Consider the following 24,573-nt stretch of genomic DNA (forward strand, 5'->3'; position numbering starts at 1 on the left):
CGATGTACTCATGTAAATATAGTTCAATTTTTTCGACAAGGGTAGTCCTAGCGTCATTTTCCATTTTCGAGAGCATCCGAACAATTCATACAAATTATAAAATTGGGGATTAAACCCAATGTCTTCCGGGCGTTCAATCCCCAATTTCACGGTTTTGTCATTTGAAAGGCGCCTTTATTGCCACTTCAGGTTCAACCGACGCTTCGAAACAGCACAATCCGTCAAATATGAGTCTATCAGAACCTGGTACGGGATTCCCAATTCCTTTGCCATATTCTTGAAGTATTCGATTGCAGACAAGTTAAGTCTAATCGTAATCTGCTTCTTGAGAATCTTGGCATAAGGGTTCTTCACAGCCCTCATCTTCGCGAAGTCATATTCCTTTTTCATAATTCGTCTCCTTTCCGTTCATTCCAATAGTACTGAAATTCCTTTTTCGTAGCCCTGCGGGCACTTATTATACGATGAATTATATGTTCAGCGTCAATGCCTGTGCGCTCCGTAAAAACAACAACTAACGTCCTCAAATTTGCCGACAAGCCAATAAGGATCGACCGTTCTTCCTGCGCAGAATGCTCCGCGTCAAAAAAACACTCTGGCATGTTCATCTTCAAAACACGTCTTGGCTTCTTCAAACGAAATGTCATGTTTCCTTTGGTTCGCTGCATTTTTTCTTTCGTCCCAGATGAATTCTATCTGCATATAGAACTCCTGGATATAATTACAATATAATTATATTTATCTATACTATAAAACGGTTTCGCGGCGAAAATGAGCCAAAAGAGGCTAAAAAAAAATTTCTTTACGCAAAAAGACCCTCGCCTTGCTTCGGCAAAGCTCACTTCGACATAGCTCAGTGCAGGCAGCACAAGTCGCGAGGGTGACGAGAAAAGTCGCGGGGATGACGAGAAGAGACGGTTCGCACACCATACTTCACAAAACAGTTGGCAAAAGCAAGCAACAACTTGGCAAACTATTGCTTTTTGTTGGCAACCTTCTTGCGCAACAAAAGCACTGTCAAACCAGGTAATTATTCTGATATTCTAGTCATCGTTATAAATTACCTCGCCGGTAGCCAATAAGGCAATACGTTCCAGGTCAAATACCTTGCCGGCCCTGCCGTCCGGCCGGTCTACCGGCTTTATGACGCAGAACGAGCCTATGCCGTAGACTATATTCACTTCCGAATACAGGTCACGATATTTCAGGGTAAAGTTGTAATTTTCCCACTCGTCATCGTCGTCGTGCCATATGAAGTCGCCGAAGGCCTGGTTATACAGGTTCTGGTAAAAGAACTCCATGCACGTCCAGATTTCTTCCTTGTCCGCGCCTTCATAGCCGTACATCAGGGATTCCTCCTCAAACGACTTTCGTTCTTTTACGAACTCGACAAGCTTTACCAGCCAGATCCCGCCTTCGAGGCTTCCCATATCCTTTTCGACAAGGGTTTTCCGTGTCATCTAATCGCAGTCCTTGCTGATAATATGCTTTTCCTTGTTTAACTTTTAGGGCTTCGCCCAGCCTATTCTAAATATATCCGATTATTGCATTATGCGCAATAGCAACACTTTGGGTGTCTGAGCCGTCCCATCTAAATTATTGTTCGCTTTCCCATTTTTTGCAGCAAACAAACCGCGATTTCACTGATTTTTCAAAAATTGGGGATTAAACGGGGCAATGTTGCGGGTTTCAATCCCCAATTTTAAGAACAAAGTAACAGAAAAATCAAAAAATTGAACCGCAAGTCCGGCGGAAAAGTTCATTTTGGGGATTGATTTGCAATTTTTCGCGTTTTCCATCCCCACCTAGTAGCCAAAACGGCGCCCTAGATTACATACAAATTATAAAATTGGGGATTAAACCCAATGTTTTCCGGGCGTTCAATCCCCAATTTCACGGTTTTGTCATTTGATGGCGAGAGCCGCGTCCACTTTTTCGGCAGGAACCCCAATAGAACGGAGGTATTCCGCAATCCTCGCCTCACGGGCGGCGTTCTTTTCGCGCTCTTTCTGAGCTCCAAGCTTCTTGCCGCGACGAAGGCCGTTGCGCTCCGCAGCACGGCGGCGGTCGCCGGCAGTAACAATACCCAGTGCCTGTCCTATACTCATGCGCATACGCAACTCCTCTACGACGTCTTCGTCGATGTACTCATGTAAATATAATTCAATTTTTTCGACAAGGGTAGTCCTAGCGTCATTTTCTATCTTCGATAGCATCCGAACAATTTGTTTTACGACACCTTTCAACTTTTCACCATCGAACGCGTACTTCATCACCAACGCGCCAACGGCTGCTTCAATGTTCCTTTCGGCAAAACACTTGCTGTCGGGAATGTCGGCAAGATTTACGAGTACGCATTCAAAAGGCAATTCATGGCCATTGAACTCGCCCCTATACTTCGCGCGGAATTCCGCCATAGGGTCCCAATCCTTCTGACCGTTGTAGATGATGATGGCCTTCGTCGGGTACCAGCCAAAATCGGACGAGCCCTTGTTCACCATGATCTCGAATACATAGCGATAGATTTGCGAGAGCACATCCTTCCTACGATAGGACTTGTGTTCGAGAAGGATACCCACGAAAATTTCAGGACCATGCTTGAGACTCGCCTTGAAGGCGAGATCGGCCTCGCCCCACTCCTTCACATTGCTGTAGTTGCCGGGAATGGGCTCGAGGGTCTGCATATCAACCGACGCAAGCATCCTACGGAGTTCTGCATTCTTGTATTGCGCGAGCCGCAGGAGGGCGCGGGCATTCTCGGGAATTGCGTAGATGTAGCGGAAGAAGGGGTCGTGCTTACGGCGCACAGGCGCCTTCGTTTCATTTTTCGTTTTAGGTTTGGCTTTGTTCCTTGCCATTTTATAGTCCTTTTGCGCGGCAATGCGACCGCTTCGCGGACAGGGACTCCCCTATCTATACTATAAAACGGTTTCGCAGCGAAAATGAGCCAAATGGGGCGTGAAAATTTTGTTTACACGAAAGATTCCCAATATCCCAAATTCCTATATTTACCGCATGCCCGCGAGCAACGAAAAAATCCTGGTCGGCCTTGTCGGCCCCGAAGTCCTCTCCGCAATAGAGGCGGACGCGACACACCCCGTGTCCATCGACATCGGGGCATGCAACGCGCTCGAAATCCGCTACGACTTTTTCCCCGAAAAGGAATGGCCCGCGCTTTCGAAGCGAGTGAGGAAAATCGCCCCGCACGCCATGCAGGTAGGCACCATCCGCCTGGAACGGGACGGCGGCAGGTTTCCCGACCGTGACGCGTACTCGCGCATCCCGCTCTGGTCGAAGATTCTCGCCGAGGGCGACGTGCCGGAGTGGCTCGACCTGGAGCAGGACTGCCTGTACGACTTCAAGAACCTGAAGAATCTCGCCGACCTGCGCAAGACAAAGGTTCTCGTGTCGCAGCACAATTTTTTGCGCATCCCGAGCCAGCAGGAACTGGACGACTTCGCCCGCGACTGCCTGCGCGTGAAGGCCGACGGCCTCAAGATCGCCGCCATGAGCAACGGCGAAACCGACTGCGAGCGCCTGTACAAGTTCGCGCGCATCCACTCGCAGAACTTCGAGCTGTTCGCCGCCTTCGGGATGGGCGAAACGGGCAAGGCGAGCCGCGTGTGGTCGCTCAAGGAAGGGGCGAACCTCACCTACGGGTCTATCGGGCAGGCGCAGGCCCCCGGCCAGGTGGACGTGCTGAAAATGGCCCGCGCCCTCCGCGAGCTCCCCGGCCTCACCACCCCCGCCGACGTGCTGAATTCCTTCGCGAAATTGTAGTTTTTCTTAAAAAAACGCACTTTTTGCAGTCAAAATCTTATTTTAACTATACATCTATACAAAACCCGGCCTTATTTTGCTAAAATATTGATGGAATAGAATAGAGGACTAGAAACATGCGACTTTCTGAAAGATTCGTCGACAACTGCATCTTGATCAACTCCGCGAGCACGACCAAGGAAGCTGTCCTGAACGAACTGGTTGACACCCTGTGCAACGCGTACAAGCTCGAGCACCGGGACGAGATTTTCGAAGCCGTATGGAACCGCGAGCAGAGCCGTTCCACCGGTATCGGTTGCGGACTTGCCGTACCCCACGCAAAGATTGACTACGTGGACCGCATGTGCATGGTGGCCGCCACCATCGAAAAGGGCCTCGACTTCCAGTCGTTCGACGGGGAGCCGGTCTACCTGCTTATCCTCATCGTGAGCCCGGGCAACACCGTGGGCCCGCACCTCAAGGCGCTCTCTTCCGTGAGCCGCCTCCTGGCCGACGGCAACGTGCGCAAGGACCTCATCGCCGCCAAGACCCCGGCAGAGTTCCTGACCATCCTCCGCGCCGCCGAAGACAAGTACCTGTAGTTAGACGAAAGAACGGCTCTTCGAGCCTACAGACGAAAGACGATAGATTTTTCATCACCCTCCCGGACTCCGTTCCGGGATTGTTTTTTTTTTTAAAACACCCTCTTTCGTCTTTCGTCTTCCAGCGCAGCGGTCTTTCGTCTAAAAACCCTTGACACCCGAAACAAACTTTTATATATTTGCACCCACCTCGGACGGTTAGCTCAGTTGGTTTAGAGCGCTGCTTTCACACGGCAGAGGTCACTGGTTCAAATCCAGTACCGTCCACTCAAGGAAGGTCCGCACTGGCGGGCCTTTTTTGTTATCTTATACGCTCAAGAAAACTGCAACCTGCGCACGAGGTCGGGCATCTAAAAGGCATGAACAACAGAAAGGCTATAATTCTCGCAGCCCTCATGACGGCAGCCCTCGCCCAGGCAGACACCTGGACTCTCGAGGCGTGCCTCAAGCAGGCCAAGGAAAAGAGCCTCTCGCTCGAATCCGCGAAACTGCGCGAACAGCAGGCCGAAATCAACATCAAGCAGGCGAGCGTCAGCAACCGCCCCACCGTTTCGGCGAGCATACAGAACACGCTCTACGACCACCCGTTCGTCCACGACGAGGACCACTACCGCCTGAACCTCGGCATTTCGGGCTCGTACACGCTATGGGACGGCGGGGTGAGCGGCGCCACCGTCGAAGTGAACCAGCTCAAGAAGCAGTCCGCCGCACTCGCCACAAAGCAGACCGAACGCAGTATCCAGGAAAGTGTGCTGAACGCCTACATGAGCCTGCTCGCCGCACAGGAAAACCTCCGCACGGCAGACGCCTCCGTAGAACTCTCGCAGGCGGAATTCGAGCACTACGGCAAGCTTTTCGAGGCGGGCTCCATCACCAAGAAGGACCTCACGCAGAGCCAGTCCAACGTGCTGCAGAAGCAGGTGGCGCAACTCTCGGCGCAGCTTGCGGTAAGTACCGCGAAGACAACGCTCCGGCAGCTGCTGGAACTAAGCGACGACGCCGAGTTCGATATCTCCGCGCCAGAATCTGCAATCGCCTCCCCCGATTCTCTCGAACCGCTACCCGCGCTCGCCGACCTCAAGAAGGCGGTCAGGGAACAGCACCCGGGCCTCAAGTCCGACAGCGTCTCGGTCCGCGCGGCGAAGAAGAACACCGAGGTCGCGGGCAAGGGCAGTTCTATTACCGTAACGCTCGGCGCGAACTCCAGCACGGGCCTCCAGGCGTGGGAGTCGGGCGCATACGGCGACCAGCTCAAGTACGGCTGGCAGAACTCCGTATCGCTGGGCATCAACATTCCCATATACGATGGCGGTTCCACGAACAACAAGGTGCTTCTCGCGCAGGTAAGCGAGAGCGAGGCCGGCCTCAGCATGCAGGAGACCGCCAAGAACCTCGAGAACAACATCGAGAAGCTCTACCTGAACGCGGTGAGCGCCGACATGCAGTGGAAGGCGGCAATACTCCAGGTGGAAGCCGAGAACGAGGCGCTCCTGGTGGCCGAGGAACAGCGGAACGCTGGCGCCCTCACCTACACCGACTACCTCACCCAGAAGAACAACCTCGAGAAGGCGCAGGTGACGCTCGTGAACGCGAAGTACACGAGCCTGCTCGCCCGGAAGGTGCTCGACCTCTACCAGGGCAAGCTGGACTAAGGCGCGGGCGACCGCCAAGGCTCGCGGACAACCGCCGCGTTCCGTTTGTAAAACTTTACATTACGTGGATAAATTGTCCATGAACTTCTCGTTTACGCGAAGCGAAAAACGCCCCTATTAGAATAGATTTCTTAGTGGCGTAATGGGATAACCAAAAAAGGAGTGTTGAAGATGAAAAATCTTCTGGTTATTGGAGCGTCCCTCGCGGTATCGACCGCATTCGCATATACCGTAAGCGGCAAGGTCACCGACGAAAGCAGCATGCCCATCAAGGGGGCCCAGGTCACGCTGGTCAAGGAAAACAAGACCGCGACAACGGACAACAAGGGCGAATTCACCATTCACGAGGACGAAGAAACTATCGGGCTGAAGGGAGCCGCGGTGCACAACCCGGGTTTCATCAGCATCAATTCGGGCATTCTCTCGTATTCGCAGAACGGAAGCAGCCCCGTGCAGGTCAAGATTTTTGACCCGCTGGGCAACAAGGTTTTCAGCCAGACTCTCTACGGTTCGGGCCAGGTGGACCTCTCCTCCGGCGTGAAGGCCAAGGGCACGTACTTTGCGCAGGTCTCCATGGGTAGCGCGAAGGAAACCATCCGCTTCAATGCAAGCGGCACCTACACCAACTCTTTCGATAGCGAAGGGCACGCACTTCTCAGGGAAGTCCAGCAGGGCGAAGCGCTCCAGTTCGTCGCCGAAGGGTACGACACTCTCTCCGTCCCGCTCGGCACGCTCGACACCACGGTAGACGTGAAGCTCACGAAGACCACCCCGGCCGAAGAACAGTTTGCATTCGGCTATGCGCTCGGGAACGCACCGCGCCCGAGTAAGGGTTGCGGCAAAACAGCCTCGCTCCAGCAGACCGGACAAAACAGCAACGCCAAGAAATTCAAGATGCGAAGTGCCGGTCTTGACCGTGAATTCTGGCTGACTCTTCCGAAGAACTACGACAACACCAAGCCGCACAAGATTCTTTTCGCCATGGCCTGCATGGGTAGTTCCGGCGAAGACTTCTCGAACCACGCCCCAGACGCCGACCATCCGTCCCCGTACTACGGTCAACAAAATCTGGACAAAGAGGGGAACTACATCTTTGTTTCCCCGGAACCCAACAGCAACAGCTTTGGACCATGGCGCAACGACGACAAGGACCATGTGTTCTTTGGCGACATGCTAACCCTGCTCGAAGATAATTACTGCATCGATACCACCCGCGTTTTCGTGACAGGCTTCAGTTTCGGTGCCATGTTCACAAACTCTCTCTCCTGGGATTACCAAGACCGCATCCGCGCCGTGGCAGTCTACGCCACCGCCGCCTACAACATCTACCTGCCGCAAAACAAGGGCAAGCCCATCGCATGGATGGCCGTCCACGGAAAGAACGACGGCACCTGCGAATACGGCACCGACCGAGGCGCCAAGAACTTGGCACTCAAGACTATTCTCAAGAACAACGGAAAGGCTGATGCGAGCGGAAACTTCACCGATGCAAGTGGCGAAAAGCTGGAAGAAATCCAGGATAACATCGCCGGGCACCTCTGCTACGACTTTAAGACTGTCGATCCCCGTTTCCCGGTAAAGTTCTGCAGCTGGAACGGAACACACCAGTGGACAGCCCACGATGGCCCCCAGTACCGTCAGCAATATGCCAACTGGGAAGAAACCTGGGTTCCTGACATGGTCCACGAATGGTTTGAACAGTTCTAAAGAGTTACCTCCATAACCAACCCAGAACGGCTCCCGCAAGGGGGCCGTTCACTTTTTACATGCCAATTCTAGATTATCGCGGGAAGGGGATGCCATTTCTAGATTATCGCGGGAAGGGGATGCCGCGAGCATTTTAAAATGAAATGTAGAGTGTTTCGGGTGCGAAACGGTGCGTGCGGCTTTTTGAAACGGCGGGCCGCGATTTTGGCATGGATTCTGGGTAAAAATGGCGATTTTCGTTCAAAAACGGCAGTTTTGTGTTGCAAGATGCGCCGGGAGCATGTTTTGGCACGAAGTTCGCTTATAGGGGAGTGAACAAGAAACAAAGGGCTCCCGCAAAAAGGGCCCGCAACCAAAAGAGGTAAAATTATGATCAACGCACAGATTCTCCCGACCGCATTCTATGGCATCCAGAACTTCCTTGACAACTTCAACGCCGAAGCCGCCAAGGGAGAATGCACCTACACGCCGAAGGCCGACTACTACGAGACCGAAAACGGCTTCGCACTTGAAGTCGAGCTCCCGGGCGTCAAGAAGGAAGACATGGACATCCAGGTCGAAAAGAACATCATCACCGTCAAGGCGACGCGTGTCCGCAGCAAGGACGAGAAGTTCACCTTTGAGCGCAGCTTCAGGTTGGCAGACGACATCGACACAGAGAACATCAAGGTATCGCTCGAAAACGGCATCTTGAAATTCGACTTGTCGAAGAAGGCCCAGGCCGCCGCACGCAAGTTGACGATCGGCTAACCTGCAAGACTTAAGTGTTACTCCTTTCATCGTTCCTCCTTAGAGGGCTCCCGGTTTACGCCGGGAGTTCTTTTTTTCGGGTCGCGACGGTGCCATTTTTCCGACAAAAGCAGACCAAATGCAGACTTTTCGCCCTTTGGGTCTGCTCAATTCTAGACAAATTCACAAAATCCATGTCAAAAAGTGTCTTTTTAGTGCATTTTCAAGGAAATTGCAGAAAATTTTCAGTGCAAAAGGTCTTTTGGGCACACTTTTATTACATACAAATTAAAATTAAGCAGACCAAATGCTCATCCGGAGACCGTTTGGTCTGTCTTTTTCGCAAAACTGCTCTCTGAAACACCCGAAAATTGCATTTTTGCACCCGTTTTTTGTATATTGAAAGCCGTAAGGCCCGCAGGGGGCCGCAGAGATTTGCAAAATGCTAGATAAAGAAGTTCTAAAGACCGTCAGCCGCATCGAACTCAGCGTTCGCGGCACGCTCGACACCGTGATGACCGGCGCCTACCACAGTTCGTTCAAGGGGAACGGCATGGAGTTCAGCGAGGTCCGCGAGTACATGCCGGGCGACGACGTGCGCACCATCGACTGGAACGTGACGGCGCGTACCGGCACGCCTTACGTGAAGAAGTTTATCGAAGAGCGCGAGATGACCATGCTTTTGATGGTCGACGCCTCCAGCAGTTCGGAGTTCGGTTCCGGCAAGCAGATGAAGGGAGAGGTCATGGCGACCCTCACGGCGTTGCTTGCCTTTGCCGCCATCAAGAACAACGACAAGGTGGGGCTTTTAATTTATACGGACCAGGTCGAATTGTTTATCCCGCCGGAGAAGGGCCGCAAGCACGTGCTGCGGCTGATTCGTGAAATCCTTTATTTTAAGCCGCAGCACCACGGCACGAACACGCAGGTGGCGCTGGAGTATGCCGGCAAGATTCTGAACCGCCGTGCCGTGGTCGTGGTGATGAGCGACTTCCTGGACGAAGGTTTCGAGAACGCGTTCAAGATTTTGCGCAAGCGCCACGACGTGCTTGCGGTCTCTGTCGTTGACCCGCGTGAAATGGAACTGCCGCCCGCAGGCCTCGTAGAGCTCGAGGATCCTGAAACCGGCGAGACGCTTCTGATTGACACCGGCGATGCGGCATTCCGCGAGGCGTTCGCCCGCGAGGCAAAGCGTCAGGGCAAGGCGACCAAGGAACTGTTCCAGCGCATGTCCATCGACTTCGTGCGCATTGAGACGCACGACGACTTCAAGGAAACCGTGGCCCCGCTTATCGAACACTTCAGGCGTCGCGCCAAATCCGCGAGAATGTAAAGACTAGGGAGGCCCAAGCCCTCCCCTTTTTTGCAGTTTAAAGGAAACCCGCAGGGACTAACAGTCACAAGGGTTTCCTCCCGCAATAAACATTTCATACCGGCGGCAAGGAAATAAACTCTTGCCTTCCGGAGCACTCGCTTGTTCTTGGCGGAGGAGCATATCGGCTTGTGAGCAACAAGCGCCCAGTATTGCGGTTACATCGCATAAACCGGCGCCTCAACAATAGAAACAAGTAAACTTGTTTCTGCTGCACTCGGCTTAGGTTTATTTAACTGGGCGTGGTTGCGAAAGTGAGCGCAAACCATAAAGTTTATTCAACGTCTAGCGCGAACGGGTCGCAACGGAGCACTGGAACGAAGTGATCGTGTGAGCCAAAAGCGACACGTATTAACGGGTCGCGATGGCGAGAGCGAGTGAGAAGCCGGAGAGAATTCACCGGAGATAACGAACGAGCGGTCGCATTGGAGCGTGCCCGACATGCACGTAGCCAACAAATCTACGAAGCCTTCCAAGCCGGTATATCTTAAAACCCCATGATACGGCCGGCGTGCGAATCCTTCGCACTCAACTCCTTGCGGAGTTCCGCCTCAATGCGGTCTGCCGTACGCGCGCTTTCGGGCAGGTAGCGCAGGCGTCCGTTCACCGCATTGAAATCGCCCGGAGTGAGCATCGGCATCCGCATAACCGACGCAGGGCATTCCACCTTCGGGAAGAACACGTTCCAGATGTGGCTCACGCCCTCGGGCTTCAGGTAGCCAAACCCAAGCTTGAGCGCAAACCTGCGGCGGCTCGCCGTATCGAGAGACCCCTCGAAGTTTGTCGCCGCAATGAAAAGCCCCTTGAAGTTCTCCATGCGGGTAAGAATCTCGTTCACCTTCGATACCTCGTGCCCCTGCATGGCGCCGGAACGGTCGCGCAGGAAACTGTCCGCCTCGTCGAAGAACAGGATGGACTTCGTGCGCTCCGCCTCCTCGAACGCGGCGGCAATGTTCGCCTCCGTCTGGCCCACGAACATCCCGAGCAAATCGCTGGCACGGCGCACCACCAGGTTGCGCCCGAGGGTACGCGCGATATGGCGCACGAACTCCGTCTTGCCCGTACCCGGAGGGCCGTAAAGCAGGATGTTGAGGGAACTGGGCGCGGAACTCTCGTCGAGTCCCTTCCACACGGAATCGTAGTTCCGGACCACCTCGAGAATCTCGTCGGCGGAACCCTCCATATTGAGCCCCTCCAGGGAGTACGCCGGAGCGCGACAGTCCACGTCACGGAGAGAACCGTTCTCGATTTCAAGAAGGTGCGTATGCGCGTTCAGGAGCCGCGCCATCGTCGGGTAGGCCTTCACGTCGGCGCCATCCGCAAGGAGGTCGCGGGTAGAGCGCACCGCAAGCGTGTAGCCACCTGCCATCGCGGGGAACTCCACCACCAGGCGCATCTTCTCTTCGGGCGTGAGCAGGTCCTGCGCATCTTGTGCCTCGAGTACCGACTCGAGCATGTTGAGCCGCTCGTCCTTCGCAAGCCCCTTGAACGCAATCGAGAAGTCGAAACGGCGGCGCGAGCTCTTCTCGGTAAAGCTGATGGAGTTGGTAATCCAGATAATCGGCGCCTTCACGGATTCAAAGAAGCTGTTAAGGCTCCCCTTCTCGAAGCCGTTCAGTACCAGGTCCGCCTCGTCAATCATGATAATCCCGTGCTCCTTTTCGCACTGCCAGTCGGCAAGCATCGCGGCACGTATACGGTAGAGCATCAGGCTCTGCGAGCGGCTCTCGAAACGGCGCCCGACCTCGACAATGTTATCGGCGTCAATGCTCACTTCCCAAAGCGGCAGCCCCGATTCCTTCGCGAGCGCCTTCGCAAGTTCGGTCTTGCCCGCGCCTTCCACGCCGTAGAACAGGATATTCAGCGGACGGTTCCAGCTATGGTGCCTGATCAGGTCGAGCGCGAGGTTCGCGTCCGGGTTATGCTCCTGCAACTGGCGGAACGGAATAGTCCCTGGGGCAGCACGGCGAAACGCCTTCAGTCCCGTGGTATCGCCACAGCCGTTCAGGTACGTCCTGAGCTCATACGGGATGCTCAATTCCTCGTTACAGAGGCCCAACTTGCGCAACGAGCTCTCCTTCCCGAGAAGCCCCGAAACCTGGCTCTCGGAAAGCCCCGTCGCAATCGCGACCTCCTTTACGGTATTCGGGCTTATCTCCGGGGCGCCGAAACCGCGCTGGGACTCGAACATGCCGCAGTCACGGTCTACCTGCATGTCGTCGCTACAGCGGAGCCACATGTAGAGCACGAACTCAAGTTCCGCATCCGTCAGGCGGTAGACTTCCTTTACCTTCTGCGTGCGCTTGTAAACGCTATCGCTGTCATTCACGCCTTCGCGAAACTTCTGCAGCGCGAACTGCTTGAACCTCTTGCGGACAGCGCCCGTGAATGCACTGTAGAGATGCGGAGCCATCGAGCCGTCACCCACCTCCGCAAACGCATCCAGAAGGTTATCGACGGCACGTTCACGGCAACCGAGCTGAGATTCCTTCCTATAGCGGCAAATCTGGCGCAACAGCCTCGTATTGCAGTACTTGCCATTCAGCACAAAGTCCTCGTCGCGGAAGTCGTCCTCGAAATCGACCGGAATATCGTCGTCATCGGGGGCATTGCACAGCTTCTTGCGCTTCGGCTTCGGAGTAACAAAGGAGCCAAAGATGCTGAGGATGTCGTAGACCACGGAAAGGCGGGTATCCAGGTCCATCAGGCGGAAAAGGGTACTCTTGTTCATGCACTCGGGATGACGGTCCAGAATGCGGACCCAGTATTCGAGGATTTTGAGTCCCGCGAAATCGAAGCGGGACTTCTTCGGCCTGTCCGTGGCACTCTTCTTGAGGCTTGCGTAGACGTTTTTGAAATAATCGATCTTTGCCATAGGTTTCCTTTTACAAATTCCGAACAATATCTTCTATATCCCTATCGAGTTATGCCGGATAAATGTCAAATGTTTTTTTATAAAAAAAAACACCCGTGGCACGGGCCTCATTTTTGTTATGTTTTTTACCGGAAAAGTTCAAAACAGCGGAGGCCAGCCATGAATCTTATCGAATTTCTGAAAGACATGCCCGTTATAGGCATACTGCGCGACATTCCCCGCGGCGAAGAAGAAGCCTGCGTCAAGACGGCGGCAAGCTGCGGGCTCAAGGCCATTGAGGTCACCATGAACACTGATGGCGCCGAAGGCATCATCAAGGAACTGAAGGCAGCCGCCCGCCCGTACGGCATTTCCGTGGGCGCGGGTACGGTCCGTACCGGAGGCGACCTCGAACGGGCGCTCAATACCGGGGCGGAATTCATCGTCACGCCAAATACGAGAAACGACATCATCCGCCTCTCGTGCACTGCCGGGGTCCCGATTATCCCGGGGGCGCTCACCCCGACCGAAGTCCAGAAGGCGCACGACCTGGGTGCAACAGCCGTGAAGGTCTTCCCCGTAAACTGCGTGGGTGGCCCCGAATACATCAAGGCATTGCGCGGGCCCTTCCGTGACATAAAGCTCATGGCATGCGGCGGCGTGAACGCAGAAAACGTCGGAGACTACTTCCGCGCAGGGAGCAACATCGTCTCGTTCGGCGGGAGCATCTTCAACGCCACGCTGATGCGCGAAAAGAAATGGGACGAAATCGGGAAGAAACTCACCGTACTTCTCGATGCCGTCAAGGCCGTAATTTAAGGGAAAATTCTACCTGCGGGTGCAAGGCACGCTCGCTACCTGCGGGCGTCGCGCATTTTCTGCTTGTTCATGTACATCGTGGCGTCGGCGCTGTGGAGCATCTCGTCCGTGTCCTTGTAGCCTTCGCTCGAATGCGCGATACCGTAGGCGAACGATACCGTCCGCTCGATGATAGTCACCGCCTTCACCGCCTCGAGCATGCGTTCGGCACAGATGAACGCACCTCGCTTGTCGGTATCGGGGCAGATTACCATGAACTCGTCACCGCCCATGCGGAACAGCAGGTCGGATTCGCGCAACAGCTTCTTCACCGCGCTCACTACCGCACGCAGCAGCAGGTCGCCCGCCTGGTGGCCGTAACTGTCGTTAATTTGTTTTAAACCGTTCAGGTCAAAGTATATCAGCGCAAACTGCGTGCCGTACCTCGCACTGCGGGCAAACCACTCGCGCAGGGAATACATGGCATGGCGGCGGTTGTACGCGCCGGTCAGGTCGTCGGTCAGGGAAATGTCCCTCAGGTACCGGAGCGTGCGGGCCAGCCGTATATGCACGTTCACGCGGGCCAAAAGAATATCGGGTACCGCAGTCTTGCTCACGAAATCGGACGCTCCGGCATGGAACCCCTTCGTGATGCTGTCGTAATCTTCCCTGTTCGTGAGGAAAACTACCGGGAGGTCGTCGAGCGCGAACTTCTGGCGTATGCGCAGGCACACCTCGTAACCGTTCAGGTCCGGCATGTTTATGTCCAAGAGAACCAAGTCGACGCGTTCCGTATCGAGGAACTCCAGCGCCTCCTTGCCCGAACTGCACGTCACGACGCTGTAACCCACCTGCGACAGCATTTCGCTCACCTGCTGCTGCACCTCGGCGCTGTCATCGACCACGAGAATCTTTTCTTCGACCATAGACGGTACTCCTTTCGACCTAATCTATATTCTTAGATACCGCAGTGTCAATGCCCTGCAACATTCCAACATGGAACATATATGGGAACATTACAGGAATTCTAGGGCGGGGGCGCTTTCCACGAGGCCTATGCGGCAGGAAAGTTCCAGAAAAAGCGATAGCGACTGCTTGCGTTCGTCGGTAAAGCGGTAGTCGAGCGCGCGGTAGTAATCCTCGAGAACGTCCCGAGGCAAGTTCACCGGATAGCGAGAAAGCCAGCGGTCGAGCGAGCCCTTCACGTCGGCGCGGAAGGCGAGAATGCTCTGTTCCGTCTGCTGCAGGTAATCGTCGAGCACGGGGCGAAGCGGGGCCTGCAGGGCACCTTTCGAAATGATCCAGGCCCCGAACACGAACGGGAGCCCCTGCCATTCCTGCCAAAGCGCGCCCAGGTCGTAACTGTACGCGAAACGCCCGCGCTCGTTCTCCTCGAGGGCGAGGTCGCCAATGAGCAGGCAGGCATCGTCACTCTCTTCGGCGGCAAGGCCACCCACGTACTCGGGCCTAATCCCGTAGCGCATCTCGAACAGAATCCGGAGGAGCGCCACCGAGGTACGGCTCTGCGAGGTAACACGCACGCGACGGCCCGCAAGCGACTCTATCGGGTAGCGGGAAAACAACTTGACCGAGCGCACCTCGAACGAGCACGACGTGCAGAACACGGGCGAGAGCACGAACGCGCCGGGCTTGAGCGCAAACGTAATCGAGGATGCGGGAGAAAGGTGGATGAAACCGTCCATGAGGCCCGCACTCTGCACGCTCGGCGGGCTATCGACAAACTCCACATCGCACAATTCGCTTTCACGCCCCAGGAAGGCGTGAAAAAACGGCGCACACACCAAAAAAGGAATTCTCCCTACACGTAATGCCATGTAAAAAAATTAACTTTTGCCCGTAGCATTTGGTAGGCTACAAAAAGAAAACAACCGCAAATAAAAGATTATCGACTAAAACTACAATGGGCGTATTTCACGTTAAGAAAACATCTGTAGGCGAAGACCAGAAAAGCCTCGTATTCAAGGGCAAGATTCTCGAAGGCCCCATCAGCAAGGGCATGACCGTCGAAATCCCTATCACTCAGGGAACGGTTATCCCGGTGAAGATATACGACGTGGTCCAGTTCGACAAGCAGAAGGACGAAGACAAGAAAATCGGTCTCGTCATGGATTTTTACAACCTTCCAGACGATATGGAAGTCATCATGGGCCTCAATATCGCGAACGAAGACCTGAATATCGTTAACACGTAGAACTTGTACAAAGCAAGCGCGGCCAATCCAGGCCACGAACAAAATGGGATGACACAATGAAAAAGGAAAGACTGCGCGGAGTGAATTTGGGCGGCTGGTTCAGTCAGGTAGACTGCATCCAGGAAAAAGATCCCGTGGGTTTCCCTGGGGTCATTCAACACATCAGGACCTTCCTCGACACTAGCGACTTCAAGCGCATCCGCGAGGCGGGGTTCAACCACGTGCGCCTGCCCGTGGATTACTTTAACTTGTTCGAAACCGATGACGCGAGCAAGCCGAAGGCAGAGGAATTCTCGCTCCTGGACAAGGCCCTCAAGGAAATCCAGGCGGCAGACCTCGACGTGATTCTGGACCTGCACAAGTGCCCGGGTCACGATTTTCACCTGGGTTGCTCTACCGAACAGGCGTTCTTTGCAGACCCGGCCGCCCGCAAGAAGACTTGCGACATCTGGGCATACATGGCCGAGCGCTACAGCAACGAGCCCCGCGTGATGATGGAGCTCCTGAACGAGCCCGCCGGTAGCGATTCCCGCATTTGGGATAAAGTAAAGGACGAAATTTTCTGGGCTATCCGCAAGCACGCCCCCAAGAATACAATTGTGGTGGGCAGCAACAAGTGGAACAGCGCGAAGGAATTCGAGTTCCTCACCCCGATGGACGACGACAACGCCATCTACAGTTTCCACACCTACACCCCGGTGACGTTCACGCACCAGGGCGCCGCATGGATTCAGGACCCGTTCTTCCACATGGAACGCCCGTGGCCCGGCGATTACGCCGCCCCGACAGGCGATGCGGAAACGCGCCTGAACGTGGAATTCGGCAAGTGGGACAAGGCACGCCTGCAAGCGAGCATCCAGAACGCGCTCGACTTCCGCGCGAAATATGACCTGCCGGTAAGCTGCAACGAGTTCGGCGTGTACGTGCAGGTTCCGCGCCAGTACCAGATTGCATGGATGCGCGACTTCCTCGACATTTTGCGCGAAGCCGACGTGGGATTCAGCTACTGGAACTATAAGAACCTCGACTTCGGGCTTGTATCGAAGGGCGAATCGCTGCACGAGAGCCTCCCGCAGTACAACAACCCCGAAAGGCTCGACCGCGAACTGATGGACATGCTCGCGAAGGGCTAGTCTACAAGGCGCACAACCCCCGCACCCCTATGGCACTCGGCAGGATAAACAAGTTCGAAACCTTCGGGTCGGTCGACGGACCGGGAATCCGGTTCGTCGTCTTTACGCAGGGGTGCCCCATGCGCTGCAAGTTTTGCCACAATCCCGAGACGTGGAGTTTCGGGAATGCAGCCGACTCGCTTGGGATTTCGGGCAATGGAAGCGCGGATGCCGGAATTGACGGTCAAGGAAGTGCGGGCAGTAACTGCGCGGGCTACGAGATTTCGGCCGGCGACCTGCTTGCAAAGGCCCTGCGGTACAAGACGTACTGGGGCAAAGACGGCGGGATTACCGTCAGCGGGGGCGAACCGCTTGCACAACTCGACTTCATGCTGGAATTCTTCACGCTTGCGAAAGCGGCAGGAGTCCACACGTGTATCGACACGAGCGGGGTCACGTTCAGGCGCTCCGGCGAAGCATTCGCAAAAATCGAGCGCCTGATGCAGGTGACCGACCTGCTCCTCGTGGACATCAAGCACATAGACAACGTTGTCCACAAGGAACTTACCGGACACGGGAACGAGAACATCATCGAATTCTTCCGCTACCTGGACGAAATCCACAAGCCTATCTGGATAAGGCACGTGCTTGTACCCGGGATAAGCGACGACGACGCGGCGCTCGTAAGGACCCGCGACTTCATCCGCACGCTAAGCAACGTAGAGCGCGTGGAGGTACTTCCCTATCACGCGTTTGCCCTCGGCAAGTATGCCGAGCTCGGTATCGAGTACGCGCTCAAGGACACGCAGTCCCCCACCGCAGAGCGCGTCGCAAACGCCAACGAGATTCTCGAAACCGCGAAGTACACGGGCTGGAAAAAACAGTAATCTAGCGCCAGTGAAGCCATTTTGTCAGCGGAATGGCAATAATAAAATTTATAATAAAGTTCTCTACGAAAATGAAAAGCAGAGGAAGTTCAATTTCTGGAGCAAGATTTATCGAAATAGACCTCACTCCGCGATTCTCTGGATCAAGTATCAACATAACCACACTCATGACAAGTGCGAACACAAAACACTTGATAAAATTCTTTATAAAGTCTTTTGATTTCTGTGTCATCGTGGTGTACTTTATGAGTAAAGGCTAAAAGGCTTTTTGTAAAAAGTCAATACTTAACTAAAACGAAATTTTGCAGAAAAACGAGTGAGGCGAGGCGGCCTTACCGGCCGTAGCGTACTATAGTACGTGAGGCCGGGGGCAACGAAGCATCGCGAAGTTTTTATGCGAAATTTTAGCCCTTGATTGCGTCGCCCATCGAGAACATCGGCATATACATAGCAATGAGCAACCCGCCGACCGCGCCACCGAGGAACACGATAATGAGCGGTTCAATCATGCTCACGACGGCATCCACTGCGGCGTCCACTTCTTCGTCATAGAAGTCGGCAAGCTTCAAAAGCATACCGCCCAAGTTACCTGTTTTCTCACCCACGCCGGTCATCTGGATAACCATGGGCGGGAAAATACCGACTTCAGTCATGGGGTCCGCAATACTCTTACCACCGGCAATACCGACAGATATCCTGCCAATCGCCTTCTCCACGACCTTGTTACCTGCGGTCGAGGCCACGACCTTCAAGGCATCCATCACGCTCACACCGGCGTTCAAGAGCGTTCCAAGCGTGCGCGAAAAACTTGCCGTAGATGACTTTATCTGCAAGTCACCGATTTTCGGGACCTTCAGCAGGAACTTGTCGAACGCGAACTGCGCCTGCGGAATCTTCATCACGACCTTCCAGGCGATAATCAACGCAATCAAGGCAAGGAACAAAAAGCCACCGTTATTCAACAGGAAGTCGGAGATGTTCATCACCACCTGCGTCGGGGCAGGGAGTTCCGCATCCAGCGCCGCGAACTGTTCGGCGAATGTCGGCACCACGAACGTCATAAGTGCAATCACCACCACGATACCCACGATGATAACCATCACCGGGTACGTAAGGGCCTTCTTCACCTTGCGCTTGAGGCGCATACTGTTTTCCATCGTCTCGGCAAGGCGCTGCAGGATCCCTTCCAAGATACCGCCCGCTTCGCCGGCCGCCACCATGTTGCAGTAAAGGGAGTCGAACACCTTCGGGTGCTGCGCAAGTGCATCCGCCAGAGACGAACCGCCGTTGATGGACTGGGTCACCTTGTGAATAACATCCTTCAATGCGGGGTTTTCGCACTGCTCTTCCAGGATGGTCAAGCACTGCAGCATCGGAAGGCCGGCAGAACACATCGAGGAGAACATACGCGTAAAGCGGGTCAGGTCCTCGTGCTTGATGCCGTTACCGATGTTAATCTTGATTTCCATCGGTTTTTTCTTCAGCTTCACAATCGTGAGCCTACGGCGCATGAGGAGCGCTTCGGCCTCGGCCTTGTCCTTCGCTTCGAGAGTACCTTCGAAGTTGTTACCCTGCGCGTTCTGCGCCTTGTACAAAAACTCTGCCATCGGTTAAACTCCTTCCTTCACGAACAACTGTTCCAGCTGGTCCGGGCTCGGGGAACGAGCGAGCGCCTCGAAGCGGTCCACCTTGCGGTTCTTCACCAGTTCGCAGAGGCACATGTTCATCGTGTTCATGCCGAACTTCTGGCCGATTTCAATCATGGATTCAATCTGGTGAACCTTGTCGTCGCGGATAAGCGCACGGATACCGGGAGTCACGTTCATGATTTCGTAGGCCATCACGCGGCCACCGCCAATCTTCGGGACCAGCGTCTGGCATATAACGCCCTGGAGCACGAACGAGAGCTGCGTACGCACCGTCTGCTGCTCGCCCTTCGGGAACGCGTCGATGATACGGTTGATGGTCTGCACGCAGGAGTTGGTATGCAAAGTCGCAAAGGCCAAGTGACCGGTTTCGGCAATCGTCAGGGCGCAACGCATGGTCTCGTTGTCACGCATTTCGCCGATGAGCACCACGTCCGGGTCCTGGCGCAAGGCCATTTTCAGGGCCATCGCGAAGCTGTTCGTATCGCTACCGACTTCACGCTGGTTAATCATGCAGCCCTGGTGCTTGTGCAAGAATTCAATCGGGTCTTCCACGGTCAAGATATGGTCGTGACGTTCCTTGTTGATCTTGTCGATCATGGCGGCCAAGGTCGTAGACTTACCCGAACCCGTAGCACCCGTCACCAGCACGAGGCCGGAGGGGCGGGTCGTGAACTCGGCCAGAATCTTGGGAAGCCCGAGTTCCTTGAAGGTCTTGATTTCAAGCGGAATAATACGGAGCGCAAGCGCCACGCAGCCACGCTGCAGGTAGGCGTTCGCACGGAAACGCGCGAGGTTCGCGATACCGAAAGAAAAGTCGCATTCCTTATTCTGTTCGAACGACTTCTTCTGCAGTTCGTTCATCAAACTGTACGTCATGCGCATGGTTTCATCGGGCTTGAGCTTGTCGTCGCCGAGGGGGGTAAGCTTACCGGACAAGCGCACCAGCGGGGGCGAACCTGCGGTAATATGCAAGTCAGACGCGCCACGCTTAACCATTTCAGAGAGAAGATCTTGAATATTGTATGCCATATTGCAGAATATAATTTAAAAGTGCCCGAAAAAAACATAAATTCTTGTCATAAATGCGGAATAAGTCCTTTAAAATCGCAGGTTTTATCGTTTTGGCGGCACTTTTGCTTGTCGCCTACAAGGCCATTACCGCAAACGTGGAACCGTTCCGCGAAATCCCGAGCCGCATCGCGAACTTCAGCGCCATCGAGATAGACGGCGGCAGGACGACCTTCGACGAACACAAGGGCAAGGCAACGCTCGTGGTGCTTAGCGCTAGCTGGTGCCCCGCATGCATCGCGGAACTCAACACGCTCAAGAACCTGCACAAGGAATTTTCCGCGAAGGGGCTAAGCATCCTGATGGTGAGCGAAGACGACAACGTGAAAATCGCATCCCGGTTCAAGAAAAAATACGCGATGCCCTGGACCATGGTTCACTGGAACTACGACCTCATGAACGCTCTCGGAAACCCGCGGGTGATTCCCGTGAGCTATCTTGTAGATAGCGACGGCAAGTTCGACTACATCGAGGCGGGCATCATCGACGAGAACCGCATGAGGCGAGCGATCAAGGCACTCGTGGACTAAGCAATCGGGCTCGGGAAAAGAATCACGTCCTTGATTTCTTTTTTGCCGAGTGCAAGCATGAATAGGCGGTCTAGCCCGAGCGCCACGCCGGAGCAGGCGGGCATACCGGATTCAAGCGCCGCGAGGAAGTTCTCGTCCTTGCGCGGGAGCGGCTTACCCATCTGGCGACGGATTTCAAGGTCGGCGTCAAAACGCCTGCGCTGTTCCGCCGCATCGGTCAGCTCCGTATAGCCGTTGCAGAGTTCCACCTGGTCCACGAAAAGTTCAAAGCGACGCGCCCACGTGTGGCCGTCCTCGCCCACGTAGGTCTGCGCGAGAGCCGCCTGCGACTGCGGGTAATCCAGAATGAACTCCGGGCCGTTTTTCGCGAGGGCAGGTTCCACCGCAAAAACCATCAGGTAATCCCACCAGTCCTCGCGGCTCATGCGTTCCAGACCCTCGGGAACGGGGATTGCGCGCTCATTGCAGGCACAGACAAAGTTGTCCATACTCTCGCAGAACGGGTCAACGCCCGCATACTCCCTAAAGGCATCTATCCAGCGGGTGCGACGCGCGTGAATCGGCTGCCCGATAATTTCGGACACGAGCGCTTCCACCTCGTCCATCAACTTTTCCTGCGGCATGCCCACGCGGTACCATTCCACCATGCTGAACTCGCAGTTGTGATGGCTGCCGGATTCATCTTTTCGGAAGGATTTCGTTATCTGGAAGATATCCCCGAATCCCGACGCCAGGAGGCGCTTCATGTGGAATTCCGGGCTCGTCATCATGTAATGGCCGCCTTCCACCTCGAAGTAATCCAGCTGGGGGTCGGTCCCTCCCGCATTGGAAAGCACGGGCGTTTCCACCTCAAGCACTCCGCGGGCTTCAAAGAACGCGCGCACCTTGTTCATCAAGGCTTGGCGCTTTACCCAGGAATCACGATTGCAAGTAGGAGCGAACATAGTGCGAACTAAATCATCAATCATCAATTATTCACCACGCAGCGAACAGAGAGCCAGAAGCCCTTATCGACCGGAATCGTGGAGACTTCCTTGTCGGTACTGAACATGGACCTCGCCACACCGCGACCGTCACCTACGTCATTGCCGGTCCAGAAATAGGCACCCTCGCCCTGGATTACGGAAATGCCGTTCTTGTTCGCATAACCGCCGAACATCGCCGTAAACGCATAATCGTCGGAACCGTTGCTGCGGAGTTTCTCGGCGGCAGTATTCGCCCCGCCCGCATAAATCTCGAGCATCTTCCAGTCGTCATCGGTCGCAAGGTGCGTACCTTCGGGGCAAGCGGCGAGTGCGGCCTCGTGCGTGTACAGGCGGCCGTAGGTCTTGCAGTTGTCATCTTCGCGATCATAGCACATGGACTTTTCTTCCACGGCAAAATTCAGGTTCTGTACAAACCAGCGGGTGCCATTGATTTCCTTGACCTTGTACTTCTGGCCATCACGACCATCCTCAAAAATTTCAAACACCGGGCAGCGCGTCGCAAATTCCTTCTCGGCCAGGATTGAATCCACCGCAGGCTGCCACGACGTGCAGAACCGGAAAAGTTCCCCGCCCGGAAGCGCCGTAGAATCCGCCTTGTGCTTATCTGCCCAGCGGGTCACGTATGCGATATCCACGATTTCGGAATCCGGGATGGAGAGCGCCTTGGCGTTCAACTTCATGAGCTTCGAGTATTTTTCGGCGGTCGTCTTCTGCGTTTTCCAGTAGCCTTCCAACAAGCCCGTGCGGAGTTTTTCGTACAAGGGGGACGGAACGGTAACACCGATTGTCGTATCAATAAAATGTTCTGGTTCGGATTCGCAAGTCGCCTCGCGAACGGAATCCTTCGTGTTGAGTGCATACTGGAGGCAATCCTCGATGCAGGCCTCGCGAGCCTTGCCCTTTTTCTTGGGGCACGCGACCCACAAACTGGTATCGACCGGCACCTTGACGGGTTTCGCGAAAGCCTTCGTCTTCAGCGCAGTCTTCGAGACGCCTTCAAGAGCATCGAGTGCTTTGGCGTTGCCGTTCTCGCCTTCCATAAGCAGGTAAGTAATCACTTCCGTGCAGGCATTCATCGCCTTCGCGTTCGAGCACACCTTGGTACCGTAGCCATACGAGAACTGGGCCGGGCACAGGTTAAAGGACTGGTCCGGCATCGCCTTGAAGATTTTCTCGTAGACCTTGACCGCATCTTCGGGAGAAAGCTTACCGCAGTAGATTTCTTCGGCGGCACCCTTCTTCACGATTTTCTTTGCAGTCGCGATATCGCCCGCATCGATTGCCTCGCGGAGTTCCGGCTGTGCAAACGCCGTTGTCGCCAAGCCAAACGAAATCGCGCCAATTACGGCAAAAAACTTTCTTGAAATTCTCATAGTAACCCTTCTTTGTTTTTTCGCGACAAATATAGAAATTTCTAAATTTGCACGCATGATTGATGCAGAAAAAATCCGTAGCGAATTTCCGATGCTTGTCGCAGGCGATAAGGATGCAAAGCCGCTCGCCTTCTTGGACAGCACCGCCACCACGCAAAAGCCCGCGTGCGTCATCGACGCGATGGACGACTTTTACCGCGAGCACTACAGTTCCGTGAAGCGCGGCGTTTACCGCCTAAGCGCCCGCACCACCGAAGCGTTCGAAGCCACCCGCAAGAATGTCGCAAAATTTATTAACGCGAAGACCGAAGACGAAATCGTGTTCACCCGCGGCACCACCGAAAGCATCAATCTGGTGGCGTGGAGTTTCGGCCGCAAGTTCTTCGAAGCGGGCGACGAGATTCTGATTAGCGGACTCGAGCACCATGCAAACATCGTGAGCTGGCAGCTGGTTGCCGAAATGAAGGGCGCCAAGATCAAGGTGATTCCCGTTTTGGACAACGGCGATCTGGATTTGGCAGCACTTCCCGGGCTACTCACACCGCGAACCAAGATGGTGGCCGTCACCCACGTGAGCAATTCCGTGGGCACAGTGAACCCGATTGCAGAAATTATCAAGACCGTTCGCGCCGCCGCACCCCAAGCGAAAGTTTTAATTGACGCTGCCCAGAGTTCCAGCCACATCAAGATTGACGTGCAAAAGCTGGACTGCGATTTTCTCGCCTTCAGCGGACACAAGATGTACGGCCCGACAGGCGTGGGCGTACTCTACGGCAAGTATGAAGTTCTCGACAGCATGCCCCCTTGGCACGGCGGCGGCGAAATGATCAAGAACGTGACTTTTGAAAAAACGACTTACGCCGATGTTCCCGCACGTTTTGAGGCAGGCACGCCCATGATTGCCGAAGTCATCGGACTCGGCAAGGCCATCGAATGGATTAATGAAGTTGGCATCGAAAACATCCGCAAGCACGAAGAAGAAATTACGAACTACGCGCTGGAACAGCTTGCGCAGATTCCGCAGGTGAAAATTTTCGGGAGCCCGAAGGAACGCGGAGCCCTCATCAGCGTTACGCTGGACGGCATCGCCGTAAGCGACGCCGCCATGATTCTCGACGAAGAGAACGTTGCAGTGCGTAGCGGGCACCACTGCGCCCAACCCGTGATGGACCGCTTCGGCGTCGACGCCACGCTTCGACTCAGTTTCGGCGCGTACACCCTGAAGCGCGACATCGACCGCTTTATCGCAGGCATCAAGCGCGTTCTCCGACTCTTCGGCTAAC

Annotated in this window: 22 protein-coding genes, 1 tRNA gene and 1 pseudogene; 13 read left to right on the forward strand and 11 right to left on the reverse strand. The window is 54.8% G+C overall.

Annotated elements, in window-relative coordinates; genetic code table 11:
• Nucleotides 1-174: 174 nt before the first annotated feature.
• The 4 genes and pseudogenes from CRO08_RS07740 to CRO08_RS07755 form a co-directional block, all read right to left on the reverse strand.
• The gene (locus CRO08_RS07740; RefSeq protein ID WP_072809402.1) at nt 175-390 is read right to left on the reverse strand and encodes an antitoxin; all 216 of its coding nucleotides are present in this window, start codon (nt 388-390) and stop codon (nt 175-177) included.
• Nucleotides 387-702, reverse strand: a pseudogene (locus CRO08_RS17615) (BrnT family toxin). The gene CRO08_RS07740 and the pseudogene CRO08_RS17615 overlap by 4 nt, the downstream one beginning before the upstream one ends.
• Nucleotides 703-1,043: 341 nt before the next feature.
• Complete coding sequence (locus CRO08_RS07750; RefSeq protein ID WP_097035786.1) at nt 1,044-1,460, reverse strand: hypothetical protein; 417 nt, start codon at nt 1,458-1,460, stop codon at nt 1,044-1,046.
• 444 nt (nt 1,461-1,904) lie between these two features.
• Nucleotides 1,905-2,858, reverse strand: a complete 954-nt coding sequence (locus tag CRO08_RS07755) for an Rpn family recombination-promoting nuclease/putative transposase (RefSeq protein ID WP_097035787.1) — start codon at nt 2,856-2,858, stop codon at nt 1,905-1,907.
• Between the two features lie 157 nt (nt 2,859-3,015).
• Here CRO08_RS07755 and CRO08_RS07760 point away from each other — a divergent pair, with 157 nt between their 5' ends.
• From CRO08_RS07760 to CRO08_RS07790, 7 genes are all read left to right on the forward strand, one after another.
• Nucleotides 3,016-3,780 (forward strand): type I 3-dehydroquinate dehydratase, encoded by a 765-nt coding sequence (locus CRO08_RS07760; RefSeq protein ID WP_097035788.1) that lies wholly within the window; start codon nt 3,016-3,018, stop codon nt 3,778-3,780.
• A 116-nt stretch (nt 3,781-3,896) separates the two neighbouring features.
• Nucleotides 3,897-4,361 (forward strand): PTS sugar transporter subunit IIA, encoded by a 465-nt coding sequence (locus tag CRO08_RS07765; protein ID WP_072809413.1) that lies wholly within the window; start codon nt 3,897-3,899, stop codon nt 4,359-4,361.
• Nucleotides 4,362-4,553: 192 nt separating this feature from the next.
• Nucleotides 4,554-4,628: transfer RNA gene (locus CRO08_RS07770), tRNA-Val, on the forward strand.
• 92 nt (nt 4,629-4,720) lie between these two features.
• Nucleotides 4,721-6,013 (forward strand): TolC family protein, encoded by a 1,293-nt coding sequence (locus CRO08_RS07775; protein ID WP_072809415.1) that lies wholly within the window; start codon nt 4,721-4,723, stop codon nt 6,011-6,013.
• A 171-nt stretch (nt 6,014-6,184) separates the two neighbouring features.
• Nucleotides 6,185-7,720, forward strand: coding sequence for a carboxypeptidase regulatory-like domain-containing protein (locus CRO08_RS07780; RefSeq protein WP_097036308.1), 1,536 nt, complete (start codon nt 6,185-6,187; stop codon nt 7,718-7,720).
• Nucleotides 7,721-8,089: 369 nt separating this feature from the next.
• Nucleotides 8,090-8,470 (forward strand): Hsp20/alpha crystallin family protein, encoded by a 381-nt coding sequence (locus CRO08_RS07785; protein ID WP_088636484.1) that lies wholly within the window; start codon nt 8,090-8,092, stop codon nt 8,468-8,470.
• 421 nt (nt 8,471-8,891) lie between these two features.
• Complete coding sequence (locus CRO08_RS07790) at nt 8,892-9,782, forward strand: DUF58 domain-containing protein (RefSeq protein ID WP_097035789.1); 891 nt, start codon at nt 8,892-8,894, stop codon at nt 9,780-9,782.
• 526 nt (nt 9,783-10,308) lie between these two features.
• Here CRO08_RS07790 and CRO08_RS07795 read toward each other — a convergent pair.
• Nucleotides 10,309-12,696 carry an AAA family ATPase gene (locus CRO08_RS07795; protein ID WP_097035790.1) on the reverse strand — a complete coding sequence of 796 codons (2,388 nt, stop codon included), beginning with the start codon at nt 12,694-12,696 and terminating at the stop codon, nt 10,309-10,311.
• 159 nt (nt 12,697-12,855) lie between these two features.
• Here CRO08_RS07795 and CRO08_RS07800 point away from each other — a divergent pair, with 159 nt between their 5' ends.
• On the forward strand, nt 12,856-13,494 hold the full coding sequence (locus CRO08_RS07800) for a bifunctional 4-hydroxy-2-oxoglutarate aldolase/2-dehydro-3-deoxy-phosphogluconate aldolase (RefSeq protein WP_097035791.1): 639 nt from the start codon (nt 12,856-12,858) through the stop codon (nt 13,492-13,494).
• Between the two features lie 35 nt (nt 13,495-13,529).
• Here the strand turns inward: CRO08_RS07800 and CRO08_RS07805 are convergent, their stop codons facing one another.
• Together CRO08_RS07805 and CRO08_RS07810 are read right to left on the reverse strand one after the other, a co-directional pair.
• A complete protein-coding gene (locus CRO08_RS07805; RefSeq protein WP_097035792.1) occupies nt 13,530-14,399 on the reverse strand; it encodes a diguanylate cyclase in 870 nt (289 codons plus the stop codon).
• A gap of 90 nt (nt 14,400-14,489) precedes the next feature.
• Nucleotides 14,490-15,308, reverse strand: coding sequence for a menaquinone biosynthetic enzyme MqnA/MqnD family protein (locus tag CRO08_RS07810; protein WP_097035793.1), 819 nt, complete (start codon nt 15,306-15,308; stop codon nt 14,490-14,492).
• A gap of 86 nt (nt 15,309-15,394) precedes the next feature.
• On the opposite strand from CRO08_RS07810, the gene CRO08_RS07815 reads away from it, so the two are divergent.
• Genes CRO08_RS07815 through CRO08_RS07825 form a run of 3 tightly spaced genes read left to right on the forward strand, consistent with a single transcriptional unit; the run spans nt 15,395 to nt 17,684 of the window.
• Entirely contained in the window at nt 15,395-15,685 is a 291-nt protein-coding gene (locus tag CRO08_RS07815) for a hypothetical protein (protein WP_097035794.1), read from the forward strand.
• Nucleotides 15,686-15,741: 56 nt separating this feature from the next.
• Complete coding sequence (locus tag CRO08_RS07820) at nt 15,742-16,818, forward strand: glycoside hydrolase family 5 protein (RefSeq protein ID WP_097035795.1); 1,077 nt, start codon at nt 15,742-15,744, stop codon at nt 16,816-16,818.
• Between the two features lie 29 nt (nt 16,819-16,847).
• Nucleotides 16,848-17,684: a radical SAM protein gene (locus tag CRO08_RS07825; protein WP_097035796.1), complete on the forward strand. Its 837-nt coding sequence runs from the start codon at nt 16,848-16,850 to the stop codon at nt 17,682-17,684.
• Nucleotides 17,685-18,088: 404 nt separating this feature from the next.
• Here the strand turns inward: CRO08_RS07825 and CRO08_RS07835 are convergent, their stop codons facing one another.
• Together CRO08_RS07835 and CRO08_RS07840 are read right to left on the reverse strand one after the other, a co-directional pair.
• On the reverse strand, nt 18,089-19,291 hold the full coding sequence (locus CRO08_RS07835) for a type II secretion system F family protein (RefSeq protein WP_097035798.1): 1,203 nt from the start codon (nt 19,289-19,291) through the stop codon (nt 18,089-18,091).
• 3 nt (nt 19,292-19,294) lie between these two features.
• Nucleotides 19,295-20,362, reverse strand: coding sequence for a type IV pilus twitching motility protein PilT (locus CRO08_RS07840; RefSeq protein ID WP_097035799.1), 1,068 nt, complete (start codon nt 20,360-20,362; stop codon nt 19,295-19,297).
• A gap of 53 nt (nt 20,363-20,415) precedes the next feature.
• On the opposite strand from CRO08_RS07840, the gene CRO08_RS07845 reads away from it, so the two are divergent.
• Entirely contained in the window at nt 20,416-20,931 is a 516-nt protein-coding gene (locus CRO08_RS07845; protein WP_097035800.1) for a TlpA disulfide reductase family protein, read from the forward strand.
• On the opposite strand, the gene epmA is transcribed toward CRO08_RS07845, so the two are convergent.
• Both epmA and CRO08_RS07855 read right to left on the reverse strand, forming a co-directional pair.
• Nucleotides 20,928-21,875, reverse strand: a complete 948-nt coding sequence (gene epmA, locus CRO08_RS07850; protein ID WP_255252293.1) for an EF-P lysine aminoacylase EpmA — start codon at nt 21,873-21,875, stop codon at nt 20,928-20,930. The two genes, CRO08_RS07845 and epmA, sit on opposite strands and share 4 nt — an antisense overlap.
• Nucleotides 21,876-21,898: 23 nt before the next feature.
• Complete coding sequence (locus CRO08_RS07855) at nt 21,899-23,290, reverse strand: FISUMP domain-containing protein (protein ID WP_097035801.1); 1,392 nt, start codon at nt 23,288-23,290, stop codon at nt 21,899-21,901.
• Between the two features lie 55 nt (nt 23,291-23,345).
• Here CRO08_RS07855 and CRO08_RS07860 point away from each other — a divergent pair, with 55 nt between their 5' ends.
• Nucleotides 23,346-24,572, forward strand: a complete 1,227-nt coding sequence (locus CRO08_RS07860; protein ID WP_176495098.1) for an aminotransferase class V-fold PLP-dependent enzyme — start codon at nt 23,346-23,348, stop codon at nt 24,570-24,572.
• Nucleotide 24,573: the final 1 nt, after the last annotated feature.

It is taken from the genome of Fibrobacter sp. UWT3 (genome assembly GCF_900230125.1).
In the GTDB taxonomy this organism is placed as follows: Bacteria; Fibrobacterota; Fibrobacteria; order Fibrobacterales; family Fibrobacteraceae; genus Fibrobacter.